Genomic DNA, 26,177 nt, shown 5'->3' with positions numbered 1-26,177 from the left:
TAGGCTGCGATCTTTTAAAGCATCCGCTCCAATCCGACGGTATTGCTCAGCCACGCATTGAAGCGCCGCCACCAGCTACCAGGCTCCTTGGTCAGGGTGTGGATTTTCCCGTCGTCTTCGGTGACCCAGACGATCTGTTCATTTTCCAGTTTCACCTGATAACTCAGGGGCGGCGCCATGCCCTGCAGCGCCAGTTCGCGGACGCGGGCCGCGAGTTCCGGGCTGTCGACCAGCACCCCGACTTCGGTGTTCCACAGCACTGAGCGCGGGTCGAAGTTGAATGAGCCGATGAAGGATTTCTGTTGGTCGAAAACGATGGCCTTGCTGTGCAGGCTGGAATCGGAATCCCCATACGACTTGCTGGAAAACAGCCGAGGTCCGCTACCGCTGCTGTCGCCGGGCTGACGGCGCAGCTCGAAGAGTTGCACGCCGTGCTCCAGCAGCGCCTTGCGATACGGTGCATAGCCACCATGCACCGCTGGTACGTCTGTGGCTTCCAGGGCATTGGTCAGCAACCGGACAGACACACCGGCGTCAGCGCGCCCGGTCAGGTACACCAGCCCCGGCGGGCCGGGAATGAAATAGGCCGAGATCAACACCAGCTCTTTGTTGACGCCATTGAGTGCGGGCGCCAACTGAGTCGTCAGCAGCAACTGTGGGTCAGGCTCACCGTCGGCCAACACCTTGCTCGGCGCGTCCCACAGCGCCTGGCTCCAGGCCCAGATCAGCTCACTGCGCCAGATATCCAGGCGCGGTTGCGTGGCGAAAGTCATCAGCTGCTGATAGAGCGCGTGGTTCTGTTTGCGGGATTCTTCCAGGGATTGTTCCAGCCGGGTTCGGGTGTTTTGCAGATCCTCGGCCGTCGGTTTGCTGGATACGAATTCATCGATCGGCTTGCTCAGGGCGCTGTTCCAATACTGATCGAAACTGTGGCCCAGTTGCTCGGCGACCGGGCCGACGCCGAGCATGTCGATGTCGGTGAAATTGAGGTTGGGCTTGGCATCGAAATACTCGTCCCCCAGATTGCGCCCGCCGACGATGGCCATGCTGCTGTCGGCCAGCCACAACTTGTTGTGCATGCGCCGATGTTGCTGCGACAAGTTGAACAAGCGTCCCAGGGTGCGCGTCACGCCAGTGCTGCGGCCCAGGTTCAAGGGGTTGAACACGCGAATCTGGATCTGCGGATGCGCCGCCAGGGTGGCGATGGTTTGGTCCTGGCCATCGCTGGTGGTGTCGTCGAGCAGAATGCGTACGCGTACGCCGCGGTCGGCGGCCTTAAGTAGCTCCTGCACCAGCATCCGCGTGCTGACGCCGTCATGCACGATGTAGTACTGCAAGTCGAGGCTGCTTTGGGCGTTGCGGATCAGCTCGGCGCGAGCGGTGAACGCTTCGGTGCTGTCGGACAGCAGGCGAAAACCGGATTGCCCCTGGTGCGGTGCAGCCTGGGCTTGTACCGAACGGCCGAACGCCGAATCACTCGCTGGCAAGGCCTGGCTCGATCCGCGCTGCAAATCGAAATTGGCGCATCCACTCAGGAGCGAGGCAAGTATCACAAGAGCAAGCAGGGGCTGTCTGACTCTCACGTAGGATCGTTCCGATTGGCGGCAGGCGTTGGCATATGGACGCTGGGATCCCGAGAAAGGTCAGTCACTAAGTTGATCGTTTTCCGCCAACAGTCTGATGGCTTCGGCACCGACCTTGCGCACAGCGTCTTCGATCTGTGCTGTCGGTTTGGCAGCGTAGTTCATGCGCAGGCAATTGCGGTATTTGCCCGAGGGGGAAAAGATGCTGCCGACGGCAATCTGTACGCCCTGGTCGTGCAGGGCACGATTCAGTTTCAGGGTGTCGAAACTTTCCGGCAGTTCAACCCACAGCATAAAGCTGCCTTGCGGGCGGCTGGCGCGGGTGCCCGCCGGGAAGTAGCGGCTGACCCAATCGATCATCAAGTCACGATTACGCTGGTATTGCGTGCGCATCCGCCGCAAATGGGGTTCGAAGTGGCCGCCTTTGAGAAATTCCGCGATGGCAATCTGCGGCTGCGGCGCAGTAGAGCCGGTGCTTATGTATTTCATGTGCAGCACGCGTTCCAGATAGCGGCCCGGTGCGACCCAGCCGATGCGCAGGCCGGGGGCCAGGGTCTTGGAAAATGAACTGCAGAGCAGGACGCGGCCGTCTTCGTCGAAGGACTTGATCGTGCGCGGGCGTGGATAGCTGTAGGACAGTTCGCCATACACATCGTCCTCAATGATCGCCACGTCGAAGCGCTGTGCGAGCGTCAACAACGCGCGTTTGCGCGACTCCGGCATAATGTATCCCAGCGGGTTGTTGCAGTTGGGCGTCAACTGTATGGCCTTGATTGGCCACTGTTCCAAAGCCATTTCCAATGCATCCAGACTGATCCCGGTGAGTGGGTCGGTGGGGATTTCCAGGGCTTTCATGCCCAGGCCCTTGAGCGTCTGCATGGCGCCGTGAAAGCTTGGCGAGTCCACCGCGACGATGTCTCCCGGCTCGCATATCGAGCGGATGCTGGTGGACAGCGCCTCATGGCAACCGGTCGTCACCACCAGATCGCCGGGGCTCAGTTGGCAGCCGGAATCGAGCATGAGGCGGGCGATTTGTTCGCGCAGTTCGAGGTTGCCGTGGATGTTGTCGTAATACAGGCCGGGCATGTCTTGCCGTCGGCTCAATTGCGCCAGACCGCGCAGCAGCGGTTTGAGGGTCGGGGTGGTGATGTCCGGCATGCCGCGGCCCAGTTGCACCACATCCTTGCGCGGCACGGCGCGAATGAGCTCAAGCACCTGCTCCCATTGCGAAATCTCCACCGGACGCTGGGCCGGGCGGCTGATGGCCGGCAAATCCGGCAGGTCGCGACTGACCGGTACGAAATAGCCGGACTTGGGTTTTGGCATGGCCAGTCCGTTGTCTTCAAGCATGCGGTAGGCCTGCTGCACCGTGCTCAGACTGACGCCGTGTTCGACGCTCAGCGCCCGCACCGACGGTAGCCTATCACCCGGGCGATAGAAGCCCTGTTCGATACGTGTGCCGAGTAATTCGGCAAGGTTCACATAAAGGGTCATGGCACTGCCTCGGCGCGGGTGATTGGGTTGACCAGTACAGATGTGACAAAAAATGACAATTCAGAGCCTCGAACGGCAAATCTGTATGGAAATAATACAGTCGCGTTGAATCTGTAATGCTTTTTCTTGCCCGCGCATCATGGAATCTCTGGCTACCCAAGTAAACAGGAGCGATCAAAATGAACGGCTTGAGCGATGTGCGGTTGACGTTACACAGTCAGGAACTGGCGGCAGGGCAACAAAACGGCGCACGCGCTGCGGACATGCGCCCTGCATCGTCCGGCCTGAATCGCTGGGATCTGTTCTGGCGTCGTCTGCACACACGCAAGGCGTTGCTGGAGCTGACACCGGACCAGCTCAAGGACATCGGACTGACGCGTGAACAGGCGCGGGAGGAGGGGCTAAAACCTTTCTGGCATCTGTAAGACGAAACACTTTCCCCTGTAGGAGCTGCCGCAGGCTGCGATCTTTTGATTTTGTTTTTTAAAAATCAAAGTCAAAAGATCGCAGCCTTCGGCAGCTCCTACAGGGATTTATGATCAGATCAGCTCTTTAAGTCGATGCCACAACATCCCCAATGCCAACAACGGCGAGCGCAAATGCTTGCCGCCGGGGAAGGTGATGTGTGGCACCTGGGCGAACAGATCGAAGCCACCACTGTGTTGTCCGCTGATTGCTTCGGCCAGCAGCTTGCCGGCCAGATGCGTGGCATTCACCCCGTGTCCGGAATAGGCCTGGGCGTAATACACATTTGGTTGGTCCTTGAGCCGGCCGATCTGCGGCAAGCGATTAGCGCCGATGCCGATCATGCCGCCCCACTGATAATCGATCTTCACACTATCCAGCTGCGGGAAGACGTCCAGCATCTTCGGTCGCATGTAGGCGGCGATGTCTTTCGGATCGCGCCCCGAATAGTGGCATGCGCCGCCGAACAGCAGACGCCGATCTGCCGAGAGCCGGTAGTAATCCAGCGCCACCCGTTGATCGCAAACCGCCATGTTCTGCGGCAGTAGGGCGTGGGCCAGCTCTTCGCTCAAAGGCTCTGTGGCGATGATGTAACTGCCGGCGGGCAACACTTTGCCGCTGAGTTCGGGGTTGAGCTCATTGAGGTAGGCGTTGCAGCCCAGCACCAGCGTCTTGGCACGGACCGAGCCTTGGGCGGTATGCACCTTGACCTCGGGACCGTAATCGATGCGTGTGACGGCAGACTGCTCGTACAGCTTCACGCCCAGTTGTTGCGCGGCGGCGGCTTCGCCCAGCGCCAGGTTCAGCGGGTGCAGATGCCCGGAGCCCATGTCGATCAGGCCACCGACGTAGCGGTCGGAGCCGACCACGCTGCGCATTTCATCGGGTTGCAACAATCGGGTTTCGTAGCGGTAGCCGAGGCTGCGTAGTTCTTCGGCGTCTTCGGCGAAACCTTGCAGATCGCGGGGCTTGTTGGCCAGGTCGCAATAGCCCCAGGTCAGGTCGCAGGGGATCTGAAAACGCTCGACTCGCTGTCGGACGATTTCCACCGCTTCCAGGCCCATGAGTTTCATCTGACGCACGCCGTCCACACCGATGACGTTGGCAAACTGATCAAGGCCGTGGCCGACGCCGCGAATCAACTGCCCGCCATTGCGGCCGCTGGCGCCCCAACCGATCTTGTGGGCTTCGAGCAGCACCACACTCAAACCACGTTCCGCCAGTTCCAGCGCCGTGTTCAGTCCCGAAAACCCGCCACCGACCACGCACACGTCGGTCAGCACTTCGCCTTGCAGCGCAGGGTATTCCGGCTGCGGCAGGCTGCTGGCCGCGTAGTAAGAGGCGGTGTGCTGATGGTTCGGGGCAGGCTGTTGGGCACGGACGGTCATGTGCGTGATCCTGGTTCGTGTGTTTAGAAAATTTGACGGAGCATAAGCCGGACGTTCCCGGGCGGGCAACATTGGTCGGTTGTTGCTGTCTGGATCCGGGCTTTTGCGTCAGAATCGCGCTCTAATCCGCTATCGGTCACCGCTTCGATGAGTTGCAACAGTCAGAAAATTCGCACACTGCGCCAGCAGATTCCCTCGTTCGAGTGCGTGCCCGGCTGCCATGACTGCTGTGGCCCGGTGACCACCTCGCCGGAAGAAATGTCGCGCCTGCCGCGCAAGACCCGCGCCGAGCAGGATGCGGCCATGGATGAGCTCAACTGTGTGCATCTCGGGCCAAACGGCTGCACGGTGTATGACGAGCGGCCGCTGATTTGCCGGCTATTCGGCACGACCAAAACCCTACCGTGCCCTAATGGCAGGCGTCCGGTTGAGTTGATTCATCCGCGGGTTGAGAAGCAGATTCACGAATACATGGCCAGCACCCGGCAGGTGCTGGTTTAAAAGATCGCAGCCTTCGGCAGCTCCTACATGGGATCGCGTTTCCCTGTAGGAGCTGCCGAAGGCTGCGATCTTTTGATCTTCAATCTGGAATCGGCAGGCTCAAGCTCTCTTTCACCTCTTCCATCACGATATAGCTCTTGGATTCCCGCACATGCGGCAGCTTGAGCAGGATGTCGCCCAGCAATTTGCGGTACGAGGCCATCTCGGAAATCCGCGCCTTCACCAGATAGTCGAAATCCCCTGACACCAAATGGCACTCGAGCACGTGGGGCAGCTTCAGCACCGCACGTCGGAACTCTTCGAAAGTGTCGCCGGATTTGTAGTCGAGGCTGATCTCGACGAACACCAGAAGACTGCCCTTGAGGTGCTGCGGATTGAGCCGTGCGTTGTAGCCCATGATGATCCCTTCACGCTCCAGGCGCCGGACCCGCTCAGTGCAAGGCGTGGTCGAGAGCCCGACCTTTTCCCCCAGTTCAGTGAAGGAAATTCGTCCGTCCGCTTGCAGGATCCGCAGGATGTTGCGGTCGATCTTGTCCAGTTCCCGTTTGGTTTGAGTGTTGGTACGCATAGGGGATGCGCCTCCGTGAAAAGGGTTTTTGCCGAGAATTGTCGCCAAATATAGGCGCTTATATAGTGAAAATCACTGGCTAATCTTTTTTACACTGCGCACATCTGAAGCTCTGAACAACAAACGTCAGCGGTTAGCCGCGATGAGGGATATGAAAATGCGCGTTATGGTCTTGGGTAGCGGCGTCATCGGTACCACCAGTGCTTATTATCTGGCGCGTGCCGGGTTTGAAGTAGTGGTGGTGGACCGGCAGCCGGCTGCCGCTATGGAGACCAGTTTCGCCAACGCCGGCCAGGTATCGCCGGGTTATGCCTCGCCGTGGGCCGCGCCGGGCGTGCCGCTCAAGGCCATCAAGTGGCTGCTGGAGCGTCACGCACCGCTTGCGATCAAAGCCACCGGCGACATCAGCCAATACCTGTGGATGGCGCAGATGCTGCGCAACTGCACCGCCAGCCGTTATGCGGTGAACAAGGAGCGCATGGTCCGTTTGTCCGAGTACAGCCGTGACTGCCTCGACGAACTGCGCGCCGAAACCGGTATTGCCTACGAAGGCCGCAGCCTCGGTACTACACAGCTGTTCCGCACCCAGGCTCAGCTCGATGGCGCCGCGAAAGACATCGCGGTGCTGAAAGAGTCCGGCGTACCGTTCGAACTGCTCGACCGCGAAGGCATTGCCCGCGTTGAGCCGGCACTCGCCAGCGTCACCGACATCCTCGCCGGTGCCTTGCGACTGCCGAACGACCAGACTGGCGACTGCCAGATGTTCACCACCAAGCTTGCAGAAATGGCCGCGAACCTCGGCGTGCAATTCCGTTTTGGCCAGGACATCCAGCGCCTCGACTTCGCCGGTGATCGCATCAACGGCGTATGGATCGACGGCAAGCTCGAAACCGCCGATCGCTACGTGCTGGCGCTCGGCAGCTATTCGCCGCAACTGCTCAAGCCGCTGGGGATCAAGGCGCCGGTGTACCCGCTCAAGGGTTACTCCCTGACTGTGCCGATCACCAACCCGGCAATGGCCCCGACTTCGACCATTCTCGACGAGACTTACAAAGTCGCAATCACCCGTTTCGACAACCGCATCCGCGTTGGCGGCATGGCCGAGATCGCCGGTTTTGACCTGTCGCTGAACCCGCGTCGGCGCGAAACCCTGGAGATGATCGTCAACGACCTTTATCCTCAGGGCGGCAATCTGGCTGAGGCCAGCTTCTGGACCGGCCTGCGTCCGACCACGCCGGACGGCACCCCGATTGTGGGGGCCACGCCATTCAAGAACCTGTTCCTGAACACCGGTCACGGCACACTCGGCTGGACCATGGCCTGCGGTTCCGGCCGTTTGCTGGCTGACCTGATGGCCAAGAGAAAGCCGCAGATCAGCGCCGAAGGCCTCGATATTTCCCGTTATGGCAGCAAATCCCAGGAGTCTGAAAAACATGTCAGTCCAGCGCCAGCTCACCAATGAGCGCATGAGTCAGATCGTCATCCATAACGGCACGGTGTATCTGGCCGGACAGGTTGGCGACGACATGAACGCCGGGATTGAACAGCAGACCCGTGAAACCCTCGCCAACATCGAGCGCTTGCTCGACCTGGCCGGGACCGACAAAAGCCGTCTGCTGTCGGTGACGATTTACCTGAAAGACATCGATGCGCACTTCGAAGGTATGAACGCTGTGTGGGACCAGTGGTTGCCAAAAGGCGTCGCACCGGCCCGTGCCACCGTTGAAGCGAAGTTGTGCGAACCGCAAATCCTGGTCGAGCTGTCGGTTGTAGCCGCTCTTCCATAAGCAATTGTGCAAGATCCCTCTTCCGGTGCTGCTGGCGGTTCACGCCGACAACCAGCGCCGGTTTTTCTTCCCATCGACGACCAGAAGTCTGCCGCCATGCGTCCTGCCCGTGCCCTGATCGACCTTCAAGCCCTGCGTCACAACTACCGGATTGCCCGTGAAGTCACGGGGGCCAAAGCCCTCGCGGTGATCAAGGCTGATGCCTATGGCCATGGTGCGGTGCGTTGCGCCCAGGCGCTGGAAGCCGAGGCGGACGGGTTTGCCGTCGCTTGCATTGAAGAGGCCCTGGAGCTGCGAGCGGCGGGCATTCGTGCGCCGGTATTGCTGCTGGAAGGCTTTTTCGAAGCCGATGAGCTGTCGCTGATCGTCGAGCATGATTTCTGGTGCGTGGTGCATTCGCTGTGGCAACTCGAAGCGATCGAGAAAGCTGCATTGAGCAAACCGATTGTGGTCTGGCTCAAGCTCGACTCGGGCATGCACCGGGTCGGTCTGCATCCGAAGGATTATCAGGCGGGTTATCAACGGCTGCTGGCCAGCGGCAACGTGGCGAAAATCGTGCTGATGAGCCACTTCGCCCGCGCCGATGAACTGCACAGTCAAGCCAGTGCCGAACAGGTCGCGGTGTTCGAAGCGGCGCGTCAAGGTTTGTCCGCCGAGGTCAGCTTGCGCAACTCGCCGGCGGTGCTCGGTTGGCCACAGGTGCCGAGCGATTGGGTACGTCCGGGCATCATGCTCTATGGCGCCACGCCTTTCGAAGAGGCCAACGCCGTGGCCTCGCGCCTGCAACCGGTGATGACCCTAGAATCAAAAGTGATCAGTGTGCGCGAGCTGCCGGCCGGCGAGCCGATCGGCTACGGCGCGAAATTCATCACCCCGAAGCCGATGCGTGTTGGCGTGGTGGCCATGGGGTACGCCGATGGTTACCCGCGTCTGGCACCGACCGGCACGCCAGTAATGGTCGCCGGACAGCGCAGCCAGTTGATCGGCCGAGTGTCGATGGACATGCTTTGCATCGACCTGACCGATGTGCCGCAAGCCGGCCTCGGTTCGACCGTCGAGTTGTGGGGTAAAAACATCCTCGCCAGCGACGTGGCCATCGCCGCCGGCACAATTCCTTACCAGATCTTCTGCAACCTGCGCCGGGTGCCAATGCTCTATTCCGGGAGCTGACGCCAAACCACCCGCGCCCGAAGTCGCCTCGCCAAGCGGGATTCAGGTCAAAGTGTTGTAAATACTGAACGCTGTCGCCATGATAACGCTCAATATTCCAACAACCTGAATCCCTGGAGGCTCCTGCATTGGACGTCGGTGAACGACTGCAATCGATCCGCAAGCTCAAAGGTCTTTCCCAGCGTGAACTCGCCAAACGGGCGGGCGTCACCAACAGCACGATTTCGATGATCGAGAAAAATAGCGTCAGCCCCTCGATCAGTTCGCTGAGGAAGGTGTTGGGCGGGATTCCCATGTCCATGGTCGAGTTCTTTTCCGAAGAAATCCTGCAGGAAAAACCGACTCAGATCGTCTACAAGGCTAACGAACTGATCGATATTTCCGATGGCGCAGTGACCATGAAACTGGTCGGCCGGGCACACCCGAGCCGGGCTATCGCATTCCTCAATGAAATCTATCCGCCAGGCGCCGACACCGGTGACGAGATGCTCACCCATGAGGGCGAGGAAACCGGCATTTTGGTGGAAGGGCGTCTGGAACTGGTGGTCGGGCTTGAAACATTTGTGCTCGAAGCCGGCGATAGCTACTACTTTGAAAGTACCAAGCCGCATCGTTTCCGTAATCCGTTCGATGCGCCGGCGCGACTAATCAGCGCAGCAACACCGGCAAACTTTTAACAAAAGAGGCGCCCTGCCAGCATGGCCGAGGCACCCGAGCAGTTTTACCGTTGCGCAACAAGACCCCTTCGACTTTGGGGTTGTTTCAGTGTCGCGGGCTAACCGCTATACTTGCGCCCGCCTGCGAACCGTGGCCGTAGGCGTGACTAGCCACCATTGAGGGTGAACGCGTGAACCTAATTATGAAAATGCTGGCCGTACCAGCAACCGTATTGGCCCTGTGGGCTGTCAGCGCTCAAGCTGCGACGAACGACGAAATTGCCAAGCGCCTGGAGCCAGTTGGCCAGGTCTGTGTGACGGGTCAAGAGTGCAAGGGCATGGAAGTCGCCGCTGCTACTGGCGGCGGTGGCGGTGCCAAAGCACCTAAAGACGTTATTGCAAAACATTGCAACGCTTGCCATGGTACGGGCCTGCTCGGCGCGCCGAAAATCGGCGACAAGGCCGCCTGGAAAGAACGTGCCGATCACCAGGGCGGTCTCGACGGCATCCTGGCCAAAGCCATTACCGGTATCAACGCGATGCCGCCTAAAGGCACCTGCGCTGACTGCTCCGATGACGAGCTGAAGGGCGCCATCAAAGAGATGTCCGGCCTGTAACACGCCCGTCTCTTTCGCGAAAAAGCCGCTTTCGAGCGGCTTTTTTGTGCCTGGTGGTTCCCTGTAGGAGCTGCCGCAGGCTGCGATCTTTTGATCTTGATTGATAAAAACAAGATCAAAAGATCGCAGCCTTCGGCAGCGCCTACAGGTCAGGGTGATCTTCAGAGGCTGTTCAATGCAGCAAAGACCCGGCAAGCTCGGTCCAACCCCACGTCATGGAATGGAAGGGAGGTTCGGATGGTGCAGTTGTGTTCTATCGAGCAAGCGGTTGATGATGTGTTGGCGCGATTGCCGGCGCATATTCACATGGGCCTGCCCCTGGGCTTGGGCAAACCCAACCACTTCGTCAACGCGTTGTATCAACGCATCGCGCAATTGCCCGACCGTCAGCTGACGATCTACACCGCCCTTTGCCTCGGCCGTCCTGCGTTGGGTGACGGGCTGCAAAAGCGCTTTCTCGAACCCTTTGTCGAACGGGTTTTTGGTGATTATCCGGAGCTGGATTTCCTCGCCGGCCTGCAGCGTGACAACCTGCCAGCCAACATTCACATCCAGCAGTTTTTCATGCTGCCGGGCAGCCTGCTTGACAGCGCATCGGCTCAGCAGGACTACGTCAGCAGCAACTACAGCCACGCCGCTCGGGACATCAATGCCGCCGGGTTGAACCTGGTGGCGCAATTGGTGGCCAGTCATCCCGAGCATCCAGACCGCTTGAGCCTGAGCTGCAACCCGGACATCACCCTCGACCTGTTGCCGATGATCGCCAAGCGTCGGGCTGCCGGGGAGACGATCCTGATGCTCGGCCAGGTGCATGACGATTTGCCCTACATGCCTGGTGATGCCGAAGTCGGGATCGACACCTTCGACCTGCTGATCGACGAGAAGGACAGCGCCACGCTGTTTTCCACGCCTAACATGCCGGTGGGTTTCCAGGATCACTTCATCGGTTTGCACGCCAGTACGCTGGTGCGCGATGGCGGCACCTTGCAGATCGGCATCGGTGCCATGGGCGATGCGTTGACTGCTGCGTTGTTGGCGCGTCAGGCCGACAGTGACGCTTACAAGGCCTTGCTGGCTGACGTGGATCTCAGCCAATGGGCGCAACTGATCGAGCGCGAAGGCGGCATCGAACCGTTCGCCAAAGGCCTGTACGGTTGCAGCGAAATGTTCGTCAACGGCTTGCTGGTACTGGCCGATGCCGGGATCGTGCGGCGCAAGGTCTACCCGGATGTACCGACTCAACAGCAGGCCAATGCCGGCATCCTCGACGAAGCCGCGCAAACCGACGGCATTTCGGTGCATGGCGGCTTTTTCCTCGGGCCGCGCAGCTTCTACGAACGCTTGCGCGAGTTGCCGCAAAGCAAGCGGCTCGAATTCAACATGACTCGCATCAGCTACATCAACGAGCTTTACGGGCAGGAAGAGCTGAAACGCTTGCAGCGGATTGATGCGCGGTTCATCAACACCGCGTTCACCATGACGTTGCTCGGCGCTGGCGTGGCCGATCAGCTGGAAGACGGGCGCGTGCTTAGCGGTGTGGGCGGGCAGTACAACTTCGTTGCCCAGGGTCATGCGCTGCAAGGTGCGCGGTCAGTGTTGCTGCTGCGCAGTTGGCGGGAATCGGGCGGTGAGGTCAGTTCCAACATCGTCTGGGAGTACGGGCATTGCACGATCCCGCGACACCTGCGGGACATCGTGGTCACTGAATACGGCATCGCCGATTTGCGCGGCAAGACAGATGCGGTGGTGATCGAGGCGTTGCTGAATATCAGTGATTCGCGCTTCCAGGCGGGGCTGATTGAGCAAGCACAGAAGGTTGGCAAGTTACCGAAGGAATTCCGCCTCGATCCGCGTTTCACCGATAACCATCCTGAGCGTTTGCAGGCGATTCAGGCACGGCATGCGCAGTTGTTTGCAGAGTATCCGTTAGGCTGTGATTTCACTGAAGTGGAGCGGGATGTGTTGCGCGCGCTGAACTGGCTCAAGAGCAAGTTCAAGCTGAGTGAAGTGCTGGAGTTGGGGAAGGCTGCGCTGGATGCGCCGGAGGCTTCGTCATTTCCCGAACATCTGGAGCGCATGCGGCTGACGAGCCCTCAAGGGCTGAAAGAAGATCTGTATCAGCGTTTGCTGCTCACCGGCCTCAAGGCCACTGCGCAATAACCAGGAACGACGATCCCCTGTAGGAGCTGGCTTGCCAGCGATGAGGCCATAACATTCAACATGTATGTTGGCAGTTACACCGTCATCGCTGGCAGGCCAGCTCCTACAGGGATCACAGCGTTATTCGATGAAGGTTACAACGCCATCCTTCAGCGACTGCACGCGAGCCAGCGACTCAACGCGATACCCCTGCGAATCCAGCTCCGCACGACCACCCTGGAACGACTTCTCGATCACGATCCCCAAACCGGCGACGGTGGCGCCGGCCTGCTTGATGATCGAAATCAGCGCCTGGGACGCCTTACCGTTGGCCAAAAAGTCATCGATGATCAGCACGCGGTCGCTGCTGGTCAGGTGACGCGGGGAGATGGCCACGGTGCTTTCGGTCTTCTTGGTGAACGAGTAAACGGTCGCCGACAGCAGGTTTTCAGTCAGGGTCAGGGACTGTTGCTTGCGGGCGAAGATCACCGGAACGCCGAGGTTCAGACCGGTCATGATCGCCGGGGCGATGCCCGAGGCTTCGATGGTGACGATCTTGGTGATGCCCGAGTCTTTGAACAGCGCGGCGAATTCGTCACCGATCAGCTTCATCAGGGCCGGGTCGATCTGGTGGTTCAGAAAGGCGTCGACCTTCAGGACCTGGTCGGAAAGCACGATGCCTTGTTCGCGGATTTTCTGGTGCAGTGCTTCCATGAAGCTTTCCTCTACTGGCGCGAAATACGCCTAGCTTGTCAAAAGTTGTTTGTTTGAAAATGCTTTGATTAAAAAGTGCTCAATTCTAACGCTTTAACATCGCGCGTATATCCGCCAATGCGCTATTGCCGCGAACGGCTTTGACTTCGGTCGGGGTGTCGTCGTTGCCTTCCCAGGCCAGGTCGTCCGGCGGCAGTTCATCGAGGAAGCGGCTCGGCGCGCAGTCGATGATTTCGCCGTACTGCTTGCGCTTGGCGGCGAAGGTGAAAGCCAGGGTCTGGCGCGCGCGGGTAATGCCCACGTAGGCCAGCCGGCGTTCTTCTTCGATGGTGTCGGCTTCGATGCTGGAGCGGTGCGGGAGGATTTCCTCTTCCATGCCCATGATGAACACGTAGGGGAATTCCAGGCCCTTGGAGGCGTGCAAGGTCATCATCTGCACGCCTTCGGCGCCGTCTTCCTCTTCTTGCTGGCGCTCCAGCATGTCGCGCAGGACGAGTTTGCCGATGGCGTCTTCGACGGTCATCTCGCCTTCTTCGTCTTTCTCCAGGGTGTTTTTCAACGCCTCGATCAGGAACCAGACGTTGCCCATTCGGTAGTCGGCCGCCTTGTCGCTGGAGCTGTTGGTGCGCAGCCAATTCTCGTAGTCGATGTCCATGACCATGCTGCGCAGGGCCGAGATCGGGTCTTCGCCGGCGCATTGCTCGCGAACCCTGTCCATGAAGCGCTTGAAGCGTGACAGGCGATCGGTGAAGCGGCTGTCCAGATGCTCGCCCAGGCCGATCTCGTCGGTGGCGGCGTACATCGAGATTTTTCGCTCGGTGGCGTAGTTGCCCAGTTTCTCCAGCGTCGTCGAACCGATTTCCCGGCGTGGGACGTTGATCACCCGCAGGAACGCGTTGTCGTCGTCCGGGTTCACGATCAGGCGGAAGTAGGCCATTAGATCCTTCACTTCCTGACGTCCGAAAAAGCTGTTGCCGCCGGACAAACGATACGGCACCTGATGGTGCTGCAATTTCAGCTCGATCAGCTTGGCCTGGTAGTTGCCGCGATACAGGATCGCGAAATCGCTGTAAGGGCGGTCGGTGCGCAAGTGCAGGCTGAGGATTTCCACGGCCACGCGCTCGGCTTCGGCGTCTTCGTTGCGGCAGCGGATCACCCGGATCTCGTCGCCGTGGCCCATTTCACTCCACAGCTGCTTTTCGAATTCGTGGGGGTTGTTCGAGATCAGCACGTTGGCGCAACGCAGGATGCGGCTGGTGGAGCGGTAGTTCTGCTCCAGCATCACCACTTTCAAGGACGGATAGTCTTCCTTGAGCAACATCAGGTTTTCCGGCCGCGCGCCGCGCCAGGCGTAAATCGACTGGTCGTCGTCGCCCACCACGGTGAACTGGTTACGCTTGCCGATCAGCATCTTTACCAGCAGGTATTGGCTGGCGTTGGTGTCCTGGTATTCGTCCACCAGCAGGTAGCGCACCTTGTTCTGCCATTTTTCCAGAATGTCAGCGTGTTCTTCGAACAGCTTTACCGGCAGCAGGATCAGGTCGTCAAAGTCCACCGCGTTAAACGCCTTGAGCGTGCGCTGATAGTGGGTGTAGACGATGGCAGCGGTCTGTTCCTTGGGGTTGCGCGCGTTTTCCAGGGCCTGGGCCGGCAGGATCAGGTCGTTTTTCCAGGCGCCGATCATGTTCTTGATCTCGTCGACGCCGTCGTCGCCCGAGTATTCCTTCTGCATGATGTCGGTCATCAAGGCTTTCACGTCGGTCTCGTCGAAGATCGAGAAACCGGGTTTGTAGCCCAGCCGCACGTGTTCCTTGCGGATGATGTTAAGGCCCAGGTTGTGGAACGTGCAGACCGTCAGGCCACGGCCTTCGCCGGCGCGCAGCAGGGTGCCGACCCGCTCCTTCATCTCCCGCGCAGCCTTGTTGGTGAAGGTCATGGCGACGATGTACTGGGCGCGGATGCCGCAGTTCTGGATCAGGTGCGCAATTTTGCGCGTGATCACGCTGGTCTTGCCGGAGCCAGCACCGGCGAGCACCAATAGAGGGCCGCCGACGTAGTTCACGGCTTCTTGCTGCCGGGGATTGAGTCGGGACATACGTAAATTCAGGAGTCAGTCACGAAATGGGCCGGCATTTTAACAGGCTCAGCGAATTGTGCTGCTCTGTCCGACTTGTGACGCACAACGCTATCTATATTTGCCGGTTTTGATACTTTCACGCAGGATGCGCAAGGAAATTGCGGCTAATGTTCGTAATTCCGGATACAAAGGTCTCGTTTGATAACTGATGTCATTGTCATTAGTTATCGGCACGGCATAATGCCGGTCGCCTACATCTTTGCAGAGTCTAGGGAGCTAGCTTGTCTACGCCTGTCGAACCCTTGCGTTTGCTGCTACTGGCCGAAGAGCCAGCGTGGGCAGCGTTGTTGCGCGAGTGTCTGGCTCCGATGGGGAGCTCGGCCGTGCTCATCAGCGCGCCGAGTTGGGAGTCGGTCAGCAGCCTGTTTGAAGACAACCGCAGTGCGGTGTTGTTGACGATCCCGGCACTTCAGCCGGCACCCGGCCGTTGCAGTCTGCCAACGGTGTTGTTGCTCGAACATGAACCACAGTTTGCGCCTGACGGTGTGAGCGACTGGCTGGTCCGCGACCATCTCGACCCGGGCATGCTGCGCCGGTGCCTGCGGCATGTGCGTGAACGTGGCGTGCTGGAAACCACTCTGCAACGCCTGGCCGAACAAGACCCGCTAACCGGCATCGCCAACCGCCAGGGTTTTCAGACCTTGCTGACAGCGCGACTGGCGGAAAACGAGGGGCGCGGCCTGGCACTGGGCCACCTCGATCTCGACAACTTCCGTCACGCCAACGATGCTCTCGGCCACCAGGCCGGTGATCGTTTGATCCTGCAAGTGGTTGCGCGGCTCAAAAGCCAGCTTGAGGCCGGCGATCAACTGGCACGACTGGGCAGCGATGAATTCGCCTTGCTGATCGACACCCGCCGCGCTCCACAGCGCGCCGAATGGATGGCCGAACGCATTACCGAAGCGCTGGCCGAACCCTATTGGGTCGACGGTGAAAGCCTGTTGATCGGCTCCAGCCTCGGCATTGCCCACGCCCGTGCCCAGGCCGGTGCCGATCCGTTGATGTGGCACGCACACATCGCCATGCAACAAGCCAAGAGCACCCAGGGTTGCACCTTTCACATCTTCAACGAACGCATCAACCGCAATGCCCGCAGCATCGCCGACCTCGAAACCGAGTTGCGCCGGGCGTTACGCCGCGATGAGCTGGAGCTGCATTACCAGCCACGCCTGAACCTTGAGGACGGGCAAATCGTCGGTCTCGAAGCTTTGGTGCGCTGGCGTCACAGTGAGCGCGGCTTGCTGCCGCCAAGTGAATTCGTGCCGCTGGCCGAGCAAAGCGGTTTGATCGTGCCACTCGGCTACTGGGTGATTTCCCGAGCGTTGCGCGACATGCAGGCGTTACGCGAACGCGGTCTGCCACCGTTGCACATGGCGATCAACCTGTCGTTCCGCCAGTTTCAGGACAGCCAGTTGCTCTCGACCCTGAGCCGACTGATTGCAGAGCGCGGTGTCGAGGCGCAGTGGCTGGAATTCGAATTGACTGAAACCGCGGTCATGCGCCGCAGTGATCTGGTCAAGCAGACCATGGACGCTCTGGGGCGCCTCGGCGTGCGCTTCTCCCTCGATGACTTCGGCACCGGGTTTTCATCGTTCGTGCACCTCAACAGCCTGCCGATCACCTTGCTGAAGATCGACAAGAGCTTTGTCGGCGGCATGGAACAACGGGAAGAGAACCGCAAACTGGTCCACGCCATGATCAACCTGGCGCACAACCTTAATCTGGAAGTGGTTGCTGAAGGGGTAGAAACGCCGGAGCAGCTGGACTTGTTGCGTGGGTTTGATTGCGATCAGGTGCAGGGTTACCTGATCAGCAAGCCGTTGCCGTTGGCGGAGTTGGTGGAGTACTTGACGTTCGGCAGCAGTCAGCAGGCGCCGTTGGAAATCGTGGTTTAACCGTAAAACCTGTAAGAACGCGGTTTTGTGGCGAGGGAGCTTGCTCCCGCTGGGTCGCGCAGCGACCCCAAAAGCTTTGCGACTGCTCCGCAGCCGAGCGGGAGCAAGCTCCCTCGCCACAAAAGCAAGGCGGATTTCAGTCAGGCTGGGCCATCTGGAAACCATTCTCTGCCGCCGGCTCGCGCCGAATCATCCGCTTCATCTTCCACTCAAACGCCAACGTCAGACTCACCGCCGCACACGCCAGGCCCAACGCCAACCCCCACCACACGCCCGTCGGCCCCCAATTCAAATGGAACGCCATCCACCACGCGGCCGGTGCGCCAATCAGCCAGTAACAACCCAGTCCAACGAGGAACGTGGTCTTGGCATCCTTGAGCCCGCGGATGCAGCCCATGGCGATGGTTTGCGTGCCGTCGAACAGTTCAAACCACGCCGCCACTGCCAGCAGGCTTACCGCCAGGTTGATGACGTCACGGAACGCCGGGTCGTTGTGGTCGAGAAACAGGCCGATCAACTGATTCGGCAGCAGCCAGAACACCATGGCAAAGCACAGCATCGCCGCCGCACCGAAGGCGATGCCGACCCGTCCGGCCAGTCGCGCGTCCAGCAGTTGCCCGGCGCCGTAGTGCTGGCCGATGCGCATGGTGATCGCGTAGGAAATCCCCGCCGGGACCATGAACGCCACGGAAACAATTTGCAGGGCGATCTGATGTGCCGCCAATTGCGTGCTGCCCATGGTGCCCATGCACAGCGCCGCGAAGGCAAACAGCCCGACTTCCACCGCATAGGTGCCGCCAATCGGCAGGCCCAGGCGCCACAGCTCTTTCAGGTATTGCCGGTTCAGCCGCGATAGTCCCTGACGCAGCGGATAAGCGTCATAAGCTTGATGCCGGCGAATGTGCCACGCCAGCGCCAGTGCCATGAGATTGGCCACGATCGCCGTGACCAGGCCGATGCCCATCAAGCCCAGTTTCGGCAGGCCGAACATGCCGGTGATCAATGCATAGTTGAGCAGGAAGTTGGCCACCGTACCGCCCAGGCTGATGACCATCACCGGCGTCGCGCGGCCAATGGCGCTGGTGAAGCCGCGCAAGGCCATGAAGCTGAGGTAGCTGGGCAAGGCGAACGGCAGGAAAATCAGAAACTGTCCGGCCGACTGCACGTTGCTTTCGGTCTGGCCGAACAACAGCAACACCGGTTTCAGATTCCACAACAGCAAACCGGCGACCAACGCCATCAACCACGCCAGCCACAATCCGGCCTGGGTCAACCGGGTCGCGCCGACAATGTCGCCCGCGCCCTGACGGATCGCCACCAATGTGCCGACCGCCGCAATCACGCCGATGCAGAAAATCGATACGAAGGAATAGGTCGCAGCGCCGAGACCGCCGCCGGCCAGTGCCTCGGGACTCAAGCGCGCCATCATCAAAGTGTCGGTGAGGACCATCAGCATGTGCGCCAACTGCGAGGCAATCAACGGCCCCGCCAGCCGCAGGATGGCCCAGAGTTCAATACGCGCTGGATGCTGCATGGTCATCACGCTCGATGGTCAGAGAGAACAGGAAAGCGTCGATTCTCGGCGCTCTGCGGGGTTTGCACAAAGGGATAAAAAGGATGGATGGCATGAGTCAAACTCATGCTGGCAAGTTTCTGCTAGGGTGGCCGAATTCGGTTGTAGGAGCTTTCCCAATGTCACGTCGTCTTCCTCCCTTGTATGCCCTGCGCGCATTCGAAGCAGCGGCGCGGCACAGTTCGTTCACCCGTGCCGCTGAAGAGCTGTCGATCACCCAAAGTGCGGTCAGTCGGCATATTCGTACGCTCGAAGAGCATTTTGCCTGCCGCTTGTTTCACCGCAGTGGTCGCAATTTGCAGCTGACCGAGTCAGCCCGAATGCTGTTGCCGGGCATTCGCGAGGGCTTCACTGCCCTGGAGCGAGCCTGCAATACCTTGCGCGCCGAAGACGACATCCTGCGCATGAAAGCCCCGTCGACCCTGACCATGCGCTGGCTGCTTGCGCGCCTCAGTCGCTTCCGCCATTTGCAGCCGGGCAACGAGGTGCAATTGACCAGCGCCTGGATGGATATCGATTCGGTGGACTTCAACGATGAGCCGTTCGATTGCGCAGTGTTATTGAGCAACGGACATTTCCCTCCGGATTGGGAGGCGAGTTACCTGTTCCCCGAGGAATTGATCCCGGTGGGCGCGCCCAATCTCCTGAACGATCAGCCATGGGATGTGGCGCGTCTGGTCAACACCGAACTGCTGCACCCGACACCGGACCGCCGCGACTGGCGCAATTGGCTGGAGCGCATGGGGCTCGCCGAGCAGGTGTCGCTCAAGGGCGGGCAGGTGTTCGACACGCTGGAGCTGGGCATGATCGCGGCCGCCCGAGGTTACGGCGTGTCCATGGGCGATTTGCTGATGGTGGCGGAGGATGTGGCCCAGGGACGTCTGAGTCTGCCGTGGCCGACCGCCGTTGCCAGCGGTGAGAAATATTACCTGGTCTGGCCGAAAACCCGCCCCGGCGGTGAGCGGATGCGCCGGCTCAGCGACTTCCTGCAAAACGAAGTCAGGGCCATGGAATTGCCCGATGTCGAGCACTTGAGCTGAAACGATGAAGCCGCCGCAGTAGCGGCCTTGAGCCATATCCCGGTTAATTGCTCAAGTATTCCCGCTGGCCGCCGAATATCTGCACATGGAACCTTCGTGCAGGTTCGATGCTTTCCCCATTATTAGAAATTTTGCTGAGTATGCGCTGCGATCAGGATGATCTGGCTGCTCGGCCAGGAGCTGTCATGTCTCAACCTCGTGCCCGGATCGCTTCACAGCTTGGTCTCGCGCTCGCCGTGATTCTAGCGATTGTCATCACTGGCAGTAGCGTGTTCGCCCTGCGCTCGCTGGATACCGCCAACCTCGCTACCCGCGAAGAGCACCTGGCCAGCGAGGCCCGGTTGCTGGCCGATCAATTGAGCACCTTTCACGGCACGTTGCGTGAGAGCACCCAGCGTCTCGCCGGTCTGTTCGAGAAGCGTTTCAGTGCCGGCCTGAGCGTGCACCCGGATGAGCCGGTGGCCGTCGCGGGTACTCAGACGCCGGGGCTGCACCTGGGCAGCGACGTACTGAACAATAATTTCAACGAAGTGGACGAGTTCAAGCAATTGACTGCGGGGGTGGCCACGGTATTCGTGCGCAGCGGTGAAGACTTCATTCGCGTCAGCACATCCTTGACCAAGCAGGATGGCAATCGGGCTATCGGTACGCTGCTCGATCACGCCAACCCGGCTTATGCACGCTTGATGGCGGGGCAGAGCTATGTCGGACGCGCGCTGCTGTTTGATCGTTTCTATATGACGCAATACACCCCCGTGCGGGATGGCGGCGGTAAGGTCATCGCCGTGCTGTTTGTAGGATTTGATTACACCGACGCGCAGAAAGCGCAGTTCGAAAACCTCAAGCGTTTCCGCATCGGTCAGACCGGTTCTCTGGCGTTGCTGGACGAGCAGAACAAGTGGCTGGTGCCGATTGCCGGGGTGCAAGTACCGGATCAGGCCATTGCGACCATCAACGGCTTGGCGAAAACACCAGGCAAGGGTGATTTCTGGAGCGACAAGTCCGAAGATTTCTATAGCGTGGCCGTGCCGTTCGAAGGCGGGCCGTGGTCGGTGGTGGCGAGTATGCCGAAAACCGAGATCAGCGCCGTGACCTGGAGCGTCGGCATTCAATTGGCCATCGGCAGTCTGTTGGCGATGCTGATCGCGGTGGGTTCAGCGGTCTGGTTGCTGCGCAGCAAACTCGCACCGCTGGGTGATCTGGTGCGTCAGGCCGAGGCGTTGGGTGCCGGTGATCTGAGCGTGCGCCTGAGCGTGTCGAGTAACGACGAAATCGGCCAGCTGGCCCGCGCTTTCAATCAGATGAGCCAAGCGTTGTCGACCATGGTCGAGCACATCCGTAACGCCTCGATGGAGGTCAACAGCCGCGCTCAGGCCTTGTCCGGTTTGTCCGGTGGCGCCTATGAAGGCATGGAGCAGCAATCCGGCGAAATCACCAGCATGGCTGGCGCCGTGGAAGAATTCAGCGCCACGTCCCTGAACATTGCCGACAACATGGGCAGCACCCAGCGTCTGGCCCAGGAAAACGCACAGCAAACCCAGATCGGTCGTACATCGATGGACGAAGCGTCCTCGTCGCTGGAGCAAATCGCCGGTGCGTTGAACAGCACGGCGACGGTGATCAACACCTTGGGGCAGCGCTCCCAGGAAATCGGCGGCATCGTCGGTGTGATCACTTCGATTGCCGAACAGACCAACCTGCTGGCGCTGAATGCTGCGATCGAAGCCGCTCGCGCCGGTGAGCAGGGCCGCGGCTTTGCCGTGGTGGCTGATGAAGTGCGCAACCTGGCCTCGCGGACCCGTCAGGCCACGGACGAAATTTCCGTGATGATCCAGAGCATCCAACAGGAAACCGGCAACGCCATCAGCACCATGGAGCAGGGCAATGTGCTGATGCAGGAAGGCTTGTCGCGCAATGCCAACGTGGCTTCGGCACTGGCGCGGATCGACGAACAAAGCCGCTCGGCCGGTCAGCAATTTGCTGCGATTACCACGGCGACTCAGGAGCAGAGCAGCACTGCGACTTTGCTCAGCAGCAATTTGCAGAGTATTGCCCTGGCCAACAGTGAGCAGCGTGAGGTGGTGTCCAACCTGGTGGTCACTGCTAAAGAGCTGGAGAAACTGGCGGCGGATTTGCGTTCCGAGGTTGACCGCTTCCGTTGAGGCGCGGCTGAAATCGCCATCGCGGGCAAGCCCGCTCCCACAGGGTTTGTTGGTCTGCAATCGTGTGAAGCACGCTGAACCTGTGGGAGCGTGGCTTGCCCGCGATGGGAGCGACGCGGTGTCGGCACTTATTGCGTCGCCGGCCGATACTGCAATGCTTCGGCCAGATGCTCGCGGCTGATCCCTTCGACCTGCTCCAGATCCGCCAACGTCCGCGCTACCTTCAGCAACCGGTGCGCCGAACGCAGCGAAAGGGTTAGCCGTTCACAGGCGTTTTCCAGCCAATGCTCATCGGCTGTGGATAACTTGCAGTGCCGACGAACCCCCGGCAGATCAAGGAAAGCGTTGGCGCAGCCCTGACGTTTTTGCTGTCGTTCGCGAGCCTCAGCGACCAGTGCTGCTGCGCTGGCGCTGTCCTCTCCTGGTTTCACTGCCGGATTCAACGCGGTGGCCTCCCGCGCCACGGTCAGGTGCAAGTCGATCCGATCCAGCAACGGTCCTGAGAGTTTGTTGCGATAACGCTGAACCATGTCAGGTGTGCAAGAGCACCGCCCAGTGGGTTCACCAAGATATCCACAGGGGCACGGATTCATCGCCGCCACCAACTGAAAACGCGCCGGAAACCGAACGCGATCTTTCGCCCGCGAAATCACGATATGGCCGGATTCCAGTGGCTCCCTTAAAACCTCCAGCACCTTGCGATCAAACTCTGGCAGCTCATCCAGGAACAGCACGCCATGATGAGCAAGTGTGATCTCGCCGGGTTGCGGTTTCGAGCTGCCGCCAACCAACGCCGGGCCGGAGGCAGAGTGATGGGGTTGCCTGAAGGGGCGCTGCGGCCAATGGCTCAACGGCGTGCAACTGCTGACTGACTGAATTGCCGCCACTTCCAGAGCTTCGCTTTCGCTCAGCGGTGGCAGCAATCCTGGCAGGCGGCTCGCCAGAAGCGTCTTGCCGGTACCTGGAGGCCCGCTGAACAGCAAGTTGTGCGCACCCGCCGCAGCAATCAACAGCGCCCGTTTGGCAGCTTGCTGCCCCTGTACTTCATTCAAATCGGGGTAGGGCTTGCTCGCGTGAATCAAACCATCGGAGACATACGGTTCAACCGGCGTGTGCCCGTTGAAATGGGCGACGGCTTCCAGCAGATGATCCACCGCAATCACCTTCAGTCCCGACGCGAGACAGGCCTCCTCGGCGTTCACCCGCGGCACCATCAACGAACGCCCGGCCTTGCGCGCCGCCAATGCCGCTGGCAACACCCCACGAACCGCCCGCACCGCGCCTGACAGCGCCAGTTCTCCCAGACACTCCACATCATCCAGCGTCAACGCCGGCACCTGCACACTGGCCGAAAGAATCCCCAAGGCAATCGCCAAATCGAACCGCCCGCCATCCTTGGGCAAATCCGCCGGGGCCAGATTGAGCGTGATCCGCCGTGCCGGAAATTGCAGCCCCGAATTGATGATCGCACTGCGCACCCGATCCTTGCTCTCCTTCACCGCGGCCTCGGGCAGGCCGACCATGGTCAGCGACGGCAAGCCGTTGGCCAGATGGACTTCGACGGTTACGGCGGGCGCTTCCACACCCACCTGGGCGCGGCTGTGGACGATGGCGAGAGACATGGTCGTTCCTTGAGTTGTACAGGGGGCCGCTTCCTGCGGGTTTTTCAAGGGTAGTTGGCGGGGGAGATTCTGGCGGGGCGGTTGAGGAGGCAAACCTTCACTGGATGTTGCAGGTGCTTAACCTGTAGGAGCCGGCTTGCTGGCGATGGCGACAAGTCAGTCAACATCGTTGTTGAATGATCAAACGCGATCGCCAGCAAGCCGGCTCCTGCAGTTATTCGGTTTGTGCTGGTGGGTTTAGCTTCGCTTCCATCTCAGCGACCTTGGCCTCAAGTGCCTCCAACCGTGCCCGTGTCCGCGCCAGTACGACCATCTGACTATCAAACTCTTCCCGGCTCACCAGATCCAGCTTGCTGAAGCCACTCTGCAGCAACATTTTGAACTGACTTTCGATCTCTGCTTTCGGCAGTGGGGTGTCGCCGCTGAAGAGGCGGGAGGCGGTGCCGGTCAGGGCATCGAGGAAGTCTTTGGGCGCGAGCATGGTGAATGTCCTGGAAACAATGGCGGGCAGTGTATCACGCAGTGTCTATAGTCAAATTCGCCGGCTAGGGATGCACGCTTTTCGCGCATGCAGACGGACGGCGTCGCACCGTTGTTGTGCGTAACGAGCCGGGTGTTGTTGCGAAGTGGTTACGATCAGAGGGCAAAGGCTTGAAATCAGTGAAAATTCTGGAGATGGCAAGCTTTCTGCTTAGACCCTGATGACCCATGCACTGATGCAGTCGCTGTGACGAATGCAGTGCGCCGAACGAAACGCGGGGAGTGTTTCGCAAGGAGCGGTTAGCTGGCGTCGGACGGGCAAGTAAGGCCGACGATGCGTTACAAAGCCAGGCACTGCGCTTAGACTTGAGACGGGTTTGTTTTCCTGGGGCAAGTCCACCAATTCGGGAGAGAGTTTTCATGAAGCTAGTCACTGCCATCATCAAGCCGTTCAAGTTGGACGACGTGCGCGAGTCGTTGTCCGAGATCGGCGTGCAGGGCATTACCGTTACTGAAGTCAAAGGCTTCGGTCGGCAGAAGGGTCACACCGAGCTGTATCGCGGCGCGGAGTACGTGGTCGATTTCCTGCCAAAGGTGAAGATTGATGTCGCCATTGACGACAAGGATCTCGACCGGGTTATCGAGGCGATAACCAAGGCCGCCAACACCGGCAAGATCGGTGACGGCAAGATTTTCGTGGTCAATCTGGAACAGGCGATTCGCATCCGTACCGGCGAAACCGATACCGACGCAATCTAAGCCGCCACAAACCCAACGCCCCAGGAGAAAACAATATGACTCTGCGTAAATTCGCAGGGCTAGGAGCCCTGTTGTCCCTCGTAATGCCCAGCCTGGCCATGGCGGCAGACGAAGTGGCAGCTCCAGTCCTCAACTCCGGCGACACCGCCTGGATGTTGACCTCGACAGCCCTCGTGCTGTTCATGACCATTCCCGGCCTCGCGCTGTTCTACGGCGGCATGGTTCGGTCGAAAAACATTCTTTCCGTGATGATGCAGTGCTTCGCCATTACCGGTCTGATCAGCGTCCTGTGGGTCATTTATGGCTACAGCATCGCGTTCGACACCACGGGCATGGAGCAGGGCGTCGTCAACTTCAACTCGTTCTTCGGCGGCATGGGCAAGGCGTTCCTCGCCGGTGTCACGCCAGCCAGCCTGACCGGCCCGGCAGCGCTGTTCCCTGAGGCGGTGTTCATCACCTTCCAGATGACCTTTGCCATCATCACCCCGGCGCTGATCGTCGGTGCCTTCGCCGAGCGGATGAAGTTCTCCGCGATGCTGATCTTCATGGGCATCTGGTTCACCCTGGTTTATGCACCGATCGCGCACATGGTCTGGTCCGGCAACGGCGGCCTGATGTGGGACTGGGGCGTGCTGGACTTCGCCGGCGGCACCGTGGTGCACATCAACGCCGGTGTGGCCGGTCTGATCGCCTGCCTGGTACTGGGCAAGCGTAAAGGCTTCCCGACCACGCCGATGGCGCCGCACAACCTCGGCTATACCCTGATGGGCGCGGCGATGCTGTGGGTCGGTTGGTTCGGTTTCAACGCCGGTTCCGCTGCGGCGGCCAACGGCACCGCCGGCATGGCGATGCTCGTTACACAAATCGCTACCGCTGCCGCTGCACTGGGCTGGATGTTCGCTGAGTGGGTCACCCACGGTAAGCCAAGCGCATTGGGTATTGCTTCGGGTGTGGTTGCTGGCCTGGTTGCGATTACCCCGGCGGCTGGCACCGTAGGCCCGATGGGCGCTCTGGTGATCGGTCTTGCAGCTGGTGTGGTGTGCTTCTTCTGCGCAACCACCCTGAAACGCAAACTCGGCTATGACGATTCCCTGGATGCCTTCGGCGTACACGGTATCGGCGGTATCCTCGGCGCGATCCTGACCGGTGTGTTCGCTGCACCGTCCCTGGGTGGCTTCGGCACCGTGACCGACATCGCTGCACAAGTCTGGATTCAATGCAAAGGCGTGGGCTTCACGGTGATCTACACCGCGATCGTCACCTTCATCATTCTCAAGGTGCTGGATGCCGTCATGGGGCTGCGCATCACTGAAGAAGAAGAGGCCGTCGGCATCGATCTGGCGCTTCACAACGAACGCGGCTACAACTTGTAAGTACGCGCATAAAAAATTTGCCCGGCTTGCCGGGCATTTTTTTGTCTGGAATTT

General features: G+C 59.9%; 22 protein-coding genes. 13 read left to right on the top strand and 9 right to left on the bottom strand.

What is annotated here, in order from left to right; all coding sequences use genetic code 11:
- Window positions 1-14: 14 nt before the first annotated feature.
- Complete coding sequence (locus KGB21_RS09445) at window positions 15-1,583, bottom strand: phospholipase D-like domain-containing protein (protein ID WP_223504893.1); 1,569 nt, start codon at window positions 1,581-1,583, stop codon at window positions 15-17.
- A 60-nt stretch (window positions 1,584-1,643) separates the two neighbouring features.
- Window positions 1,644-3,077 carry a PLP-dependent aminotransferase family protein gene (locus KGB21_RS09440; protein WP_223504891.1) on the bottom strand — a complete coding sequence of 478 codons (1,434 nt, stop codon included), beginning with the start codon at window positions 3,075-3,077 and terminating at the stop codon, window positions 1,644-1,646.
- Window positions 3,078-3,256: 179 nt separating this feature from the next.
- On the opposite strand from KGB21_RS09440, the gene KGB21_RS09435 reads away from it, so the two are divergent.
- Window positions 3,257-3,502, top strand: coding sequence for a DUF1127 domain-containing protein (locus tag KGB21_RS09435; RefSeq protein WP_034147707.1), 246 nt, complete (start codon window positions 3,257-3,259; stop codon window positions 3,500-3,502).
- A 114-nt stretch (window positions 3,503-3,616) separates the two neighbouring features.
- On the opposite strand, the gene KGB21_RS09430 is transcribed toward KGB21_RS09435, so the two are convergent.
- Window positions 3,617-4,930 carry an NAD(P)/FAD-dependent oxidoreductase gene (locus KGB21_RS09430; RefSeq protein ID WP_223504889.1) on the bottom strand — a complete coding sequence of 438 codons (1,314 nt, stop codon included), beginning with the start codon at window positions 4,928-4,930 and terminating at the stop codon, window positions 3,617-3,619.
- Between the two features lie 147 nt (window positions 4,931-5,077).
- Here KGB21_RS09430 and KGB21_RS09425 point away from each other — a divergent pair, with 147 nt between their 5' ends.
- Window positions 5,078-5,431 carry a YkgJ family cysteine cluster protein gene (locus tag KGB21_RS09425; RefSeq protein ID WP_007894729.1) on the top strand — a complete coding sequence of 118 codons (354 nt, stop codon included), beginning with the start codon at window positions 5,078-5,080 and terminating at the stop codon, window positions 5,429-5,431.
- 79 nt (window positions 5,432-5,510) lie between these two features.
- On the opposite strand, the gene KGB21_RS09420 is transcribed toward KGB21_RS09425, so the two are convergent.
- The gene (locus KGB21_RS09420; protein ID WP_003177284.1) at window positions 5,511-5,999 is read right to left on the bottom strand and encodes an Lrp/AsnC ligand binding domain-containing protein; all 489 of its coding nucleotides are present in this window, start codon (window positions 5,997-5,999) and stop codon (window positions 5,511-5,513) included.
- Between the two features lie 157 nt (window positions 6,000-6,156).
- Between KGB21_RS09420 and dadA the strand changes: the two genes are divergently transcribed.
- The 6 genes from dadA (at window position 6,157) to KGB21_RS09390 (ending at window position 12,389) form a co-directional block, all read left to right on the top strand.
- Entirely contained in the window at window positions 6,157-7,461 is a 1,305-nt protein-coding gene (gene dadA, locus KGB21_RS09415; protein ID WP_223504888.1) for a D-amino acid dehydrogenase, read from the top strand.
- Window positions 7,433-7,786 (top strand): RidA family protein, encoded by a 354-nt coding sequence (locus tag KGB21_RS09410; RefSeq protein WP_034147705.1) that lies wholly within the window; start codon window positions 7,433-7,435, stop codon window positions 7,784-7,786. The genes dadA and KGB21_RS09410 overlap by 29 nt, the downstream gene beginning before the upstream one ends.
- A 96-nt stretch (window positions 7,787-7,882) precedes the next feature.
- Window positions 7,883-8,956 carry an alanine racemase gene (gene alr / locus KGB21_RS09405; protein ID WP_034147704.1) on the top strand — a complete coding sequence of 358 codons (1,074 nt, stop codon included), beginning with the start codon at window positions 7,883-7,885 and terminating at the stop codon, window positions 8,954-8,956.
- Window positions 8,957-9,084: 128 nt separating this feature from the next.
- Window positions 9,085-9,633: a cupin domain-containing protein gene (locus tag KGB21_RS09400; protein WP_007947433.1), complete on the top strand. Its 549-nt coding sequence runs from the start codon at window positions 9,085-9,087 to the stop codon at window positions 9,631-9,633.
- Between the two features lie 182 nt (window positions 9,634-9,815).
- The gene (locus KGB21_RS09395) at window positions 9,816-10,229 is read left to right on the top strand and encodes a c-type cytochrome (RefSeq protein WP_034147703.1); all 414 of its coding nucleotides are present in this window, start codon (window positions 9,816-9,818) and stop codon (window positions 10,227-10,229) included.
- Between the two features lie 237 nt (window positions 10,230-10,466).
- The gene (locus KGB21_RS09390; RefSeq protein WP_223504887.1) at window positions 10,467-12,389 is read left to right on the top strand and encodes an acetyl-CoA hydrolase/transferase C-terminal domain-containing protein; all 1,923 of its coding nucleotides are present in this window, start codon (window positions 10,467-10,469) and stop codon (window positions 12,387-12,389) included.
- A gap of 120 nt (window positions 12,390-12,509) precedes the next feature.
- Here the strand turns inward: KGB21_RS09390 and KGB21_RS09385 are convergent, their stop codons facing one another.
- Together KGB21_RS09385 and rep are read right to left on the bottom strand one after the other, a co-directional pair.
- Window positions 12,510-13,082 (bottom strand): xanthine phosphoribosyltransferase, encoded by a 573-nt coding sequence (locus KGB21_RS09385; RefSeq protein ID WP_034147701.1) that lies wholly within the window; start codon window positions 13,080-13,082, stop codon window positions 12,510-12,512.
- An 85-nt stretch (window positions 13,083-13,167) separates the two neighbouring features.
- The gene (gene rep / locus KGB21_RS09380; protein WP_034147700.1) at window positions 13,168-15,177 is read right to left on the bottom strand and encodes a DNA helicase Rep; all 2,010 of its coding nucleotides are present in this window, start codon (window positions 15,175-15,177) and stop codon (window positions 13,168-13,170) included.
- Between the two features lie 263 nt (window positions 15,178-15,440).
- Here rep and KGB21_RS09375 point away from each other — a divergent pair, with 263 nt between their 5' ends.
- Window positions 15,441-17,114 carry a putative bifunctional diguanylate cyclase/phosphodiesterase gene (locus KGB21_RS09375; protein WP_034147699.1) on the top strand — a complete coding sequence of 558 codons (1,674 nt, stop codon included), beginning with the start codon at window positions 15,441-15,443 and terminating at the stop codon, window positions 17,112-17,114.
- Window positions 17,115-17,250: 136 nt separating this feature from the next.
- Here the strand turns inward: KGB21_RS09375 and KGB21_RS09370 are convergent, their stop codons facing one another.
- The gene (locus KGB21_RS09370) at window positions 17,251-18,648 is read right to left on the bottom strand and encodes a NorM family multidrug efflux MATE transporter (RefSeq protein ID WP_223504953.1); all 1,398 of its coding nucleotides are present in this window, start codon (window positions 18,646-18,648) and stop codon (window positions 17,251-17,253) included.
- Between the two features lie 158 nt (window positions 18,649-18,806).
- Here KGB21_RS09370 and KGB21_RS09365 point away from each other — a divergent pair, with 158 nt between their 5' ends.
- On the top strand, window positions 18,807-19,727 hold the full coding sequence (locus KGB21_RS09365) for a LysR substrate-binding domain-containing protein (RefSeq protein ID WP_034147698.1): 921 nt from the start codon (window positions 18,807-18,809) through the stop codon (window positions 19,725-19,727).
- Between the two features lie 185 nt (window positions 19,728-19,912).
- Entirely contained in the window at window positions 19,913-21,889 is a 1,977-nt protein-coding gene (locus KGB21_RS09360) for a methyl-accepting chemotaxis protein (RefSeq protein ID WP_223504885.1), read from the top strand.
- A 128-nt stretch (window positions 21,890-22,017) separates the two neighbouring features.
- Here the strand turns inward: KGB21_RS09360 and KGB21_RS09355 are convergent, their stop codons facing one another.
- Both KGB21_RS09355 and KGB21_RS09350 read right to left on the bottom strand, forming a co-directional pair.
- Window positions 22,018-23,511: a YifB family Mg chelatase-like AAA ATPase gene (locus KGB21_RS09355; protein WP_034147696.1), complete on the bottom strand. Its 1,494-nt coding sequence runs from the start codon at window positions 23,509-23,511 to the stop codon at window positions 22,018-22,020.
- A 214-nt stretch (window positions 23,512-23,725) separates the two neighbouring features.
- Window positions 23,726-23,992 carry an accessory factor UbiK family protein gene (locus KGB21_RS09350; RefSeq protein ID WP_034147695.1) on the bottom strand — a complete coding sequence of 89 codons (267 nt, stop codon included), beginning with the start codon at window positions 23,990-23,992 and terminating at the stop codon, window positions 23,726-23,728.
- A gap of 419 nt (window positions 23,993-24,411) precedes the next feature.
- On the opposite strand from KGB21_RS09350, the gene glnK reads away from it, so the two are divergent.
- Complete coding sequence (gene glnK, locus KGB21_RS09345; protein WP_002555808.1) at window positions 24,412-24,750, top strand: P-II family nitrogen regulator; 339 nt, start codon at window positions 24,412-24,414, stop codon at window positions 24,748-24,750.
- 35 nt (window positions 24,751-24,785) lie between these two features.
- Complete coding sequence (locus KGB21_RS09340; RefSeq protein ID WP_034147694.1) at window positions 24,786-26,123, top strand: ammonium transporter; 1,338 nt, start codon at window positions 24,786-24,788, stop codon at window positions 26,121-26,123.
- Window positions 26,124-26,177: the final 54 nt, after the last annotated feature.

It is taken from the genome of Pseudomonas sp. GL-RE-29, from assembly GCF_019947275.1.
Lineage (GTDB): Bacteria > Pseudomonadota > Gammaproteobacteria > Pseudomonadales > Pseudomonadaceae > Aquipseudomonas > Aquipseudomonas fluorescens_A.
The sequence above is the reverse complement of the archived record's forward strand: the minus strand, read 5'-3'. Positions and strand labels throughout refer to the sequence as shown.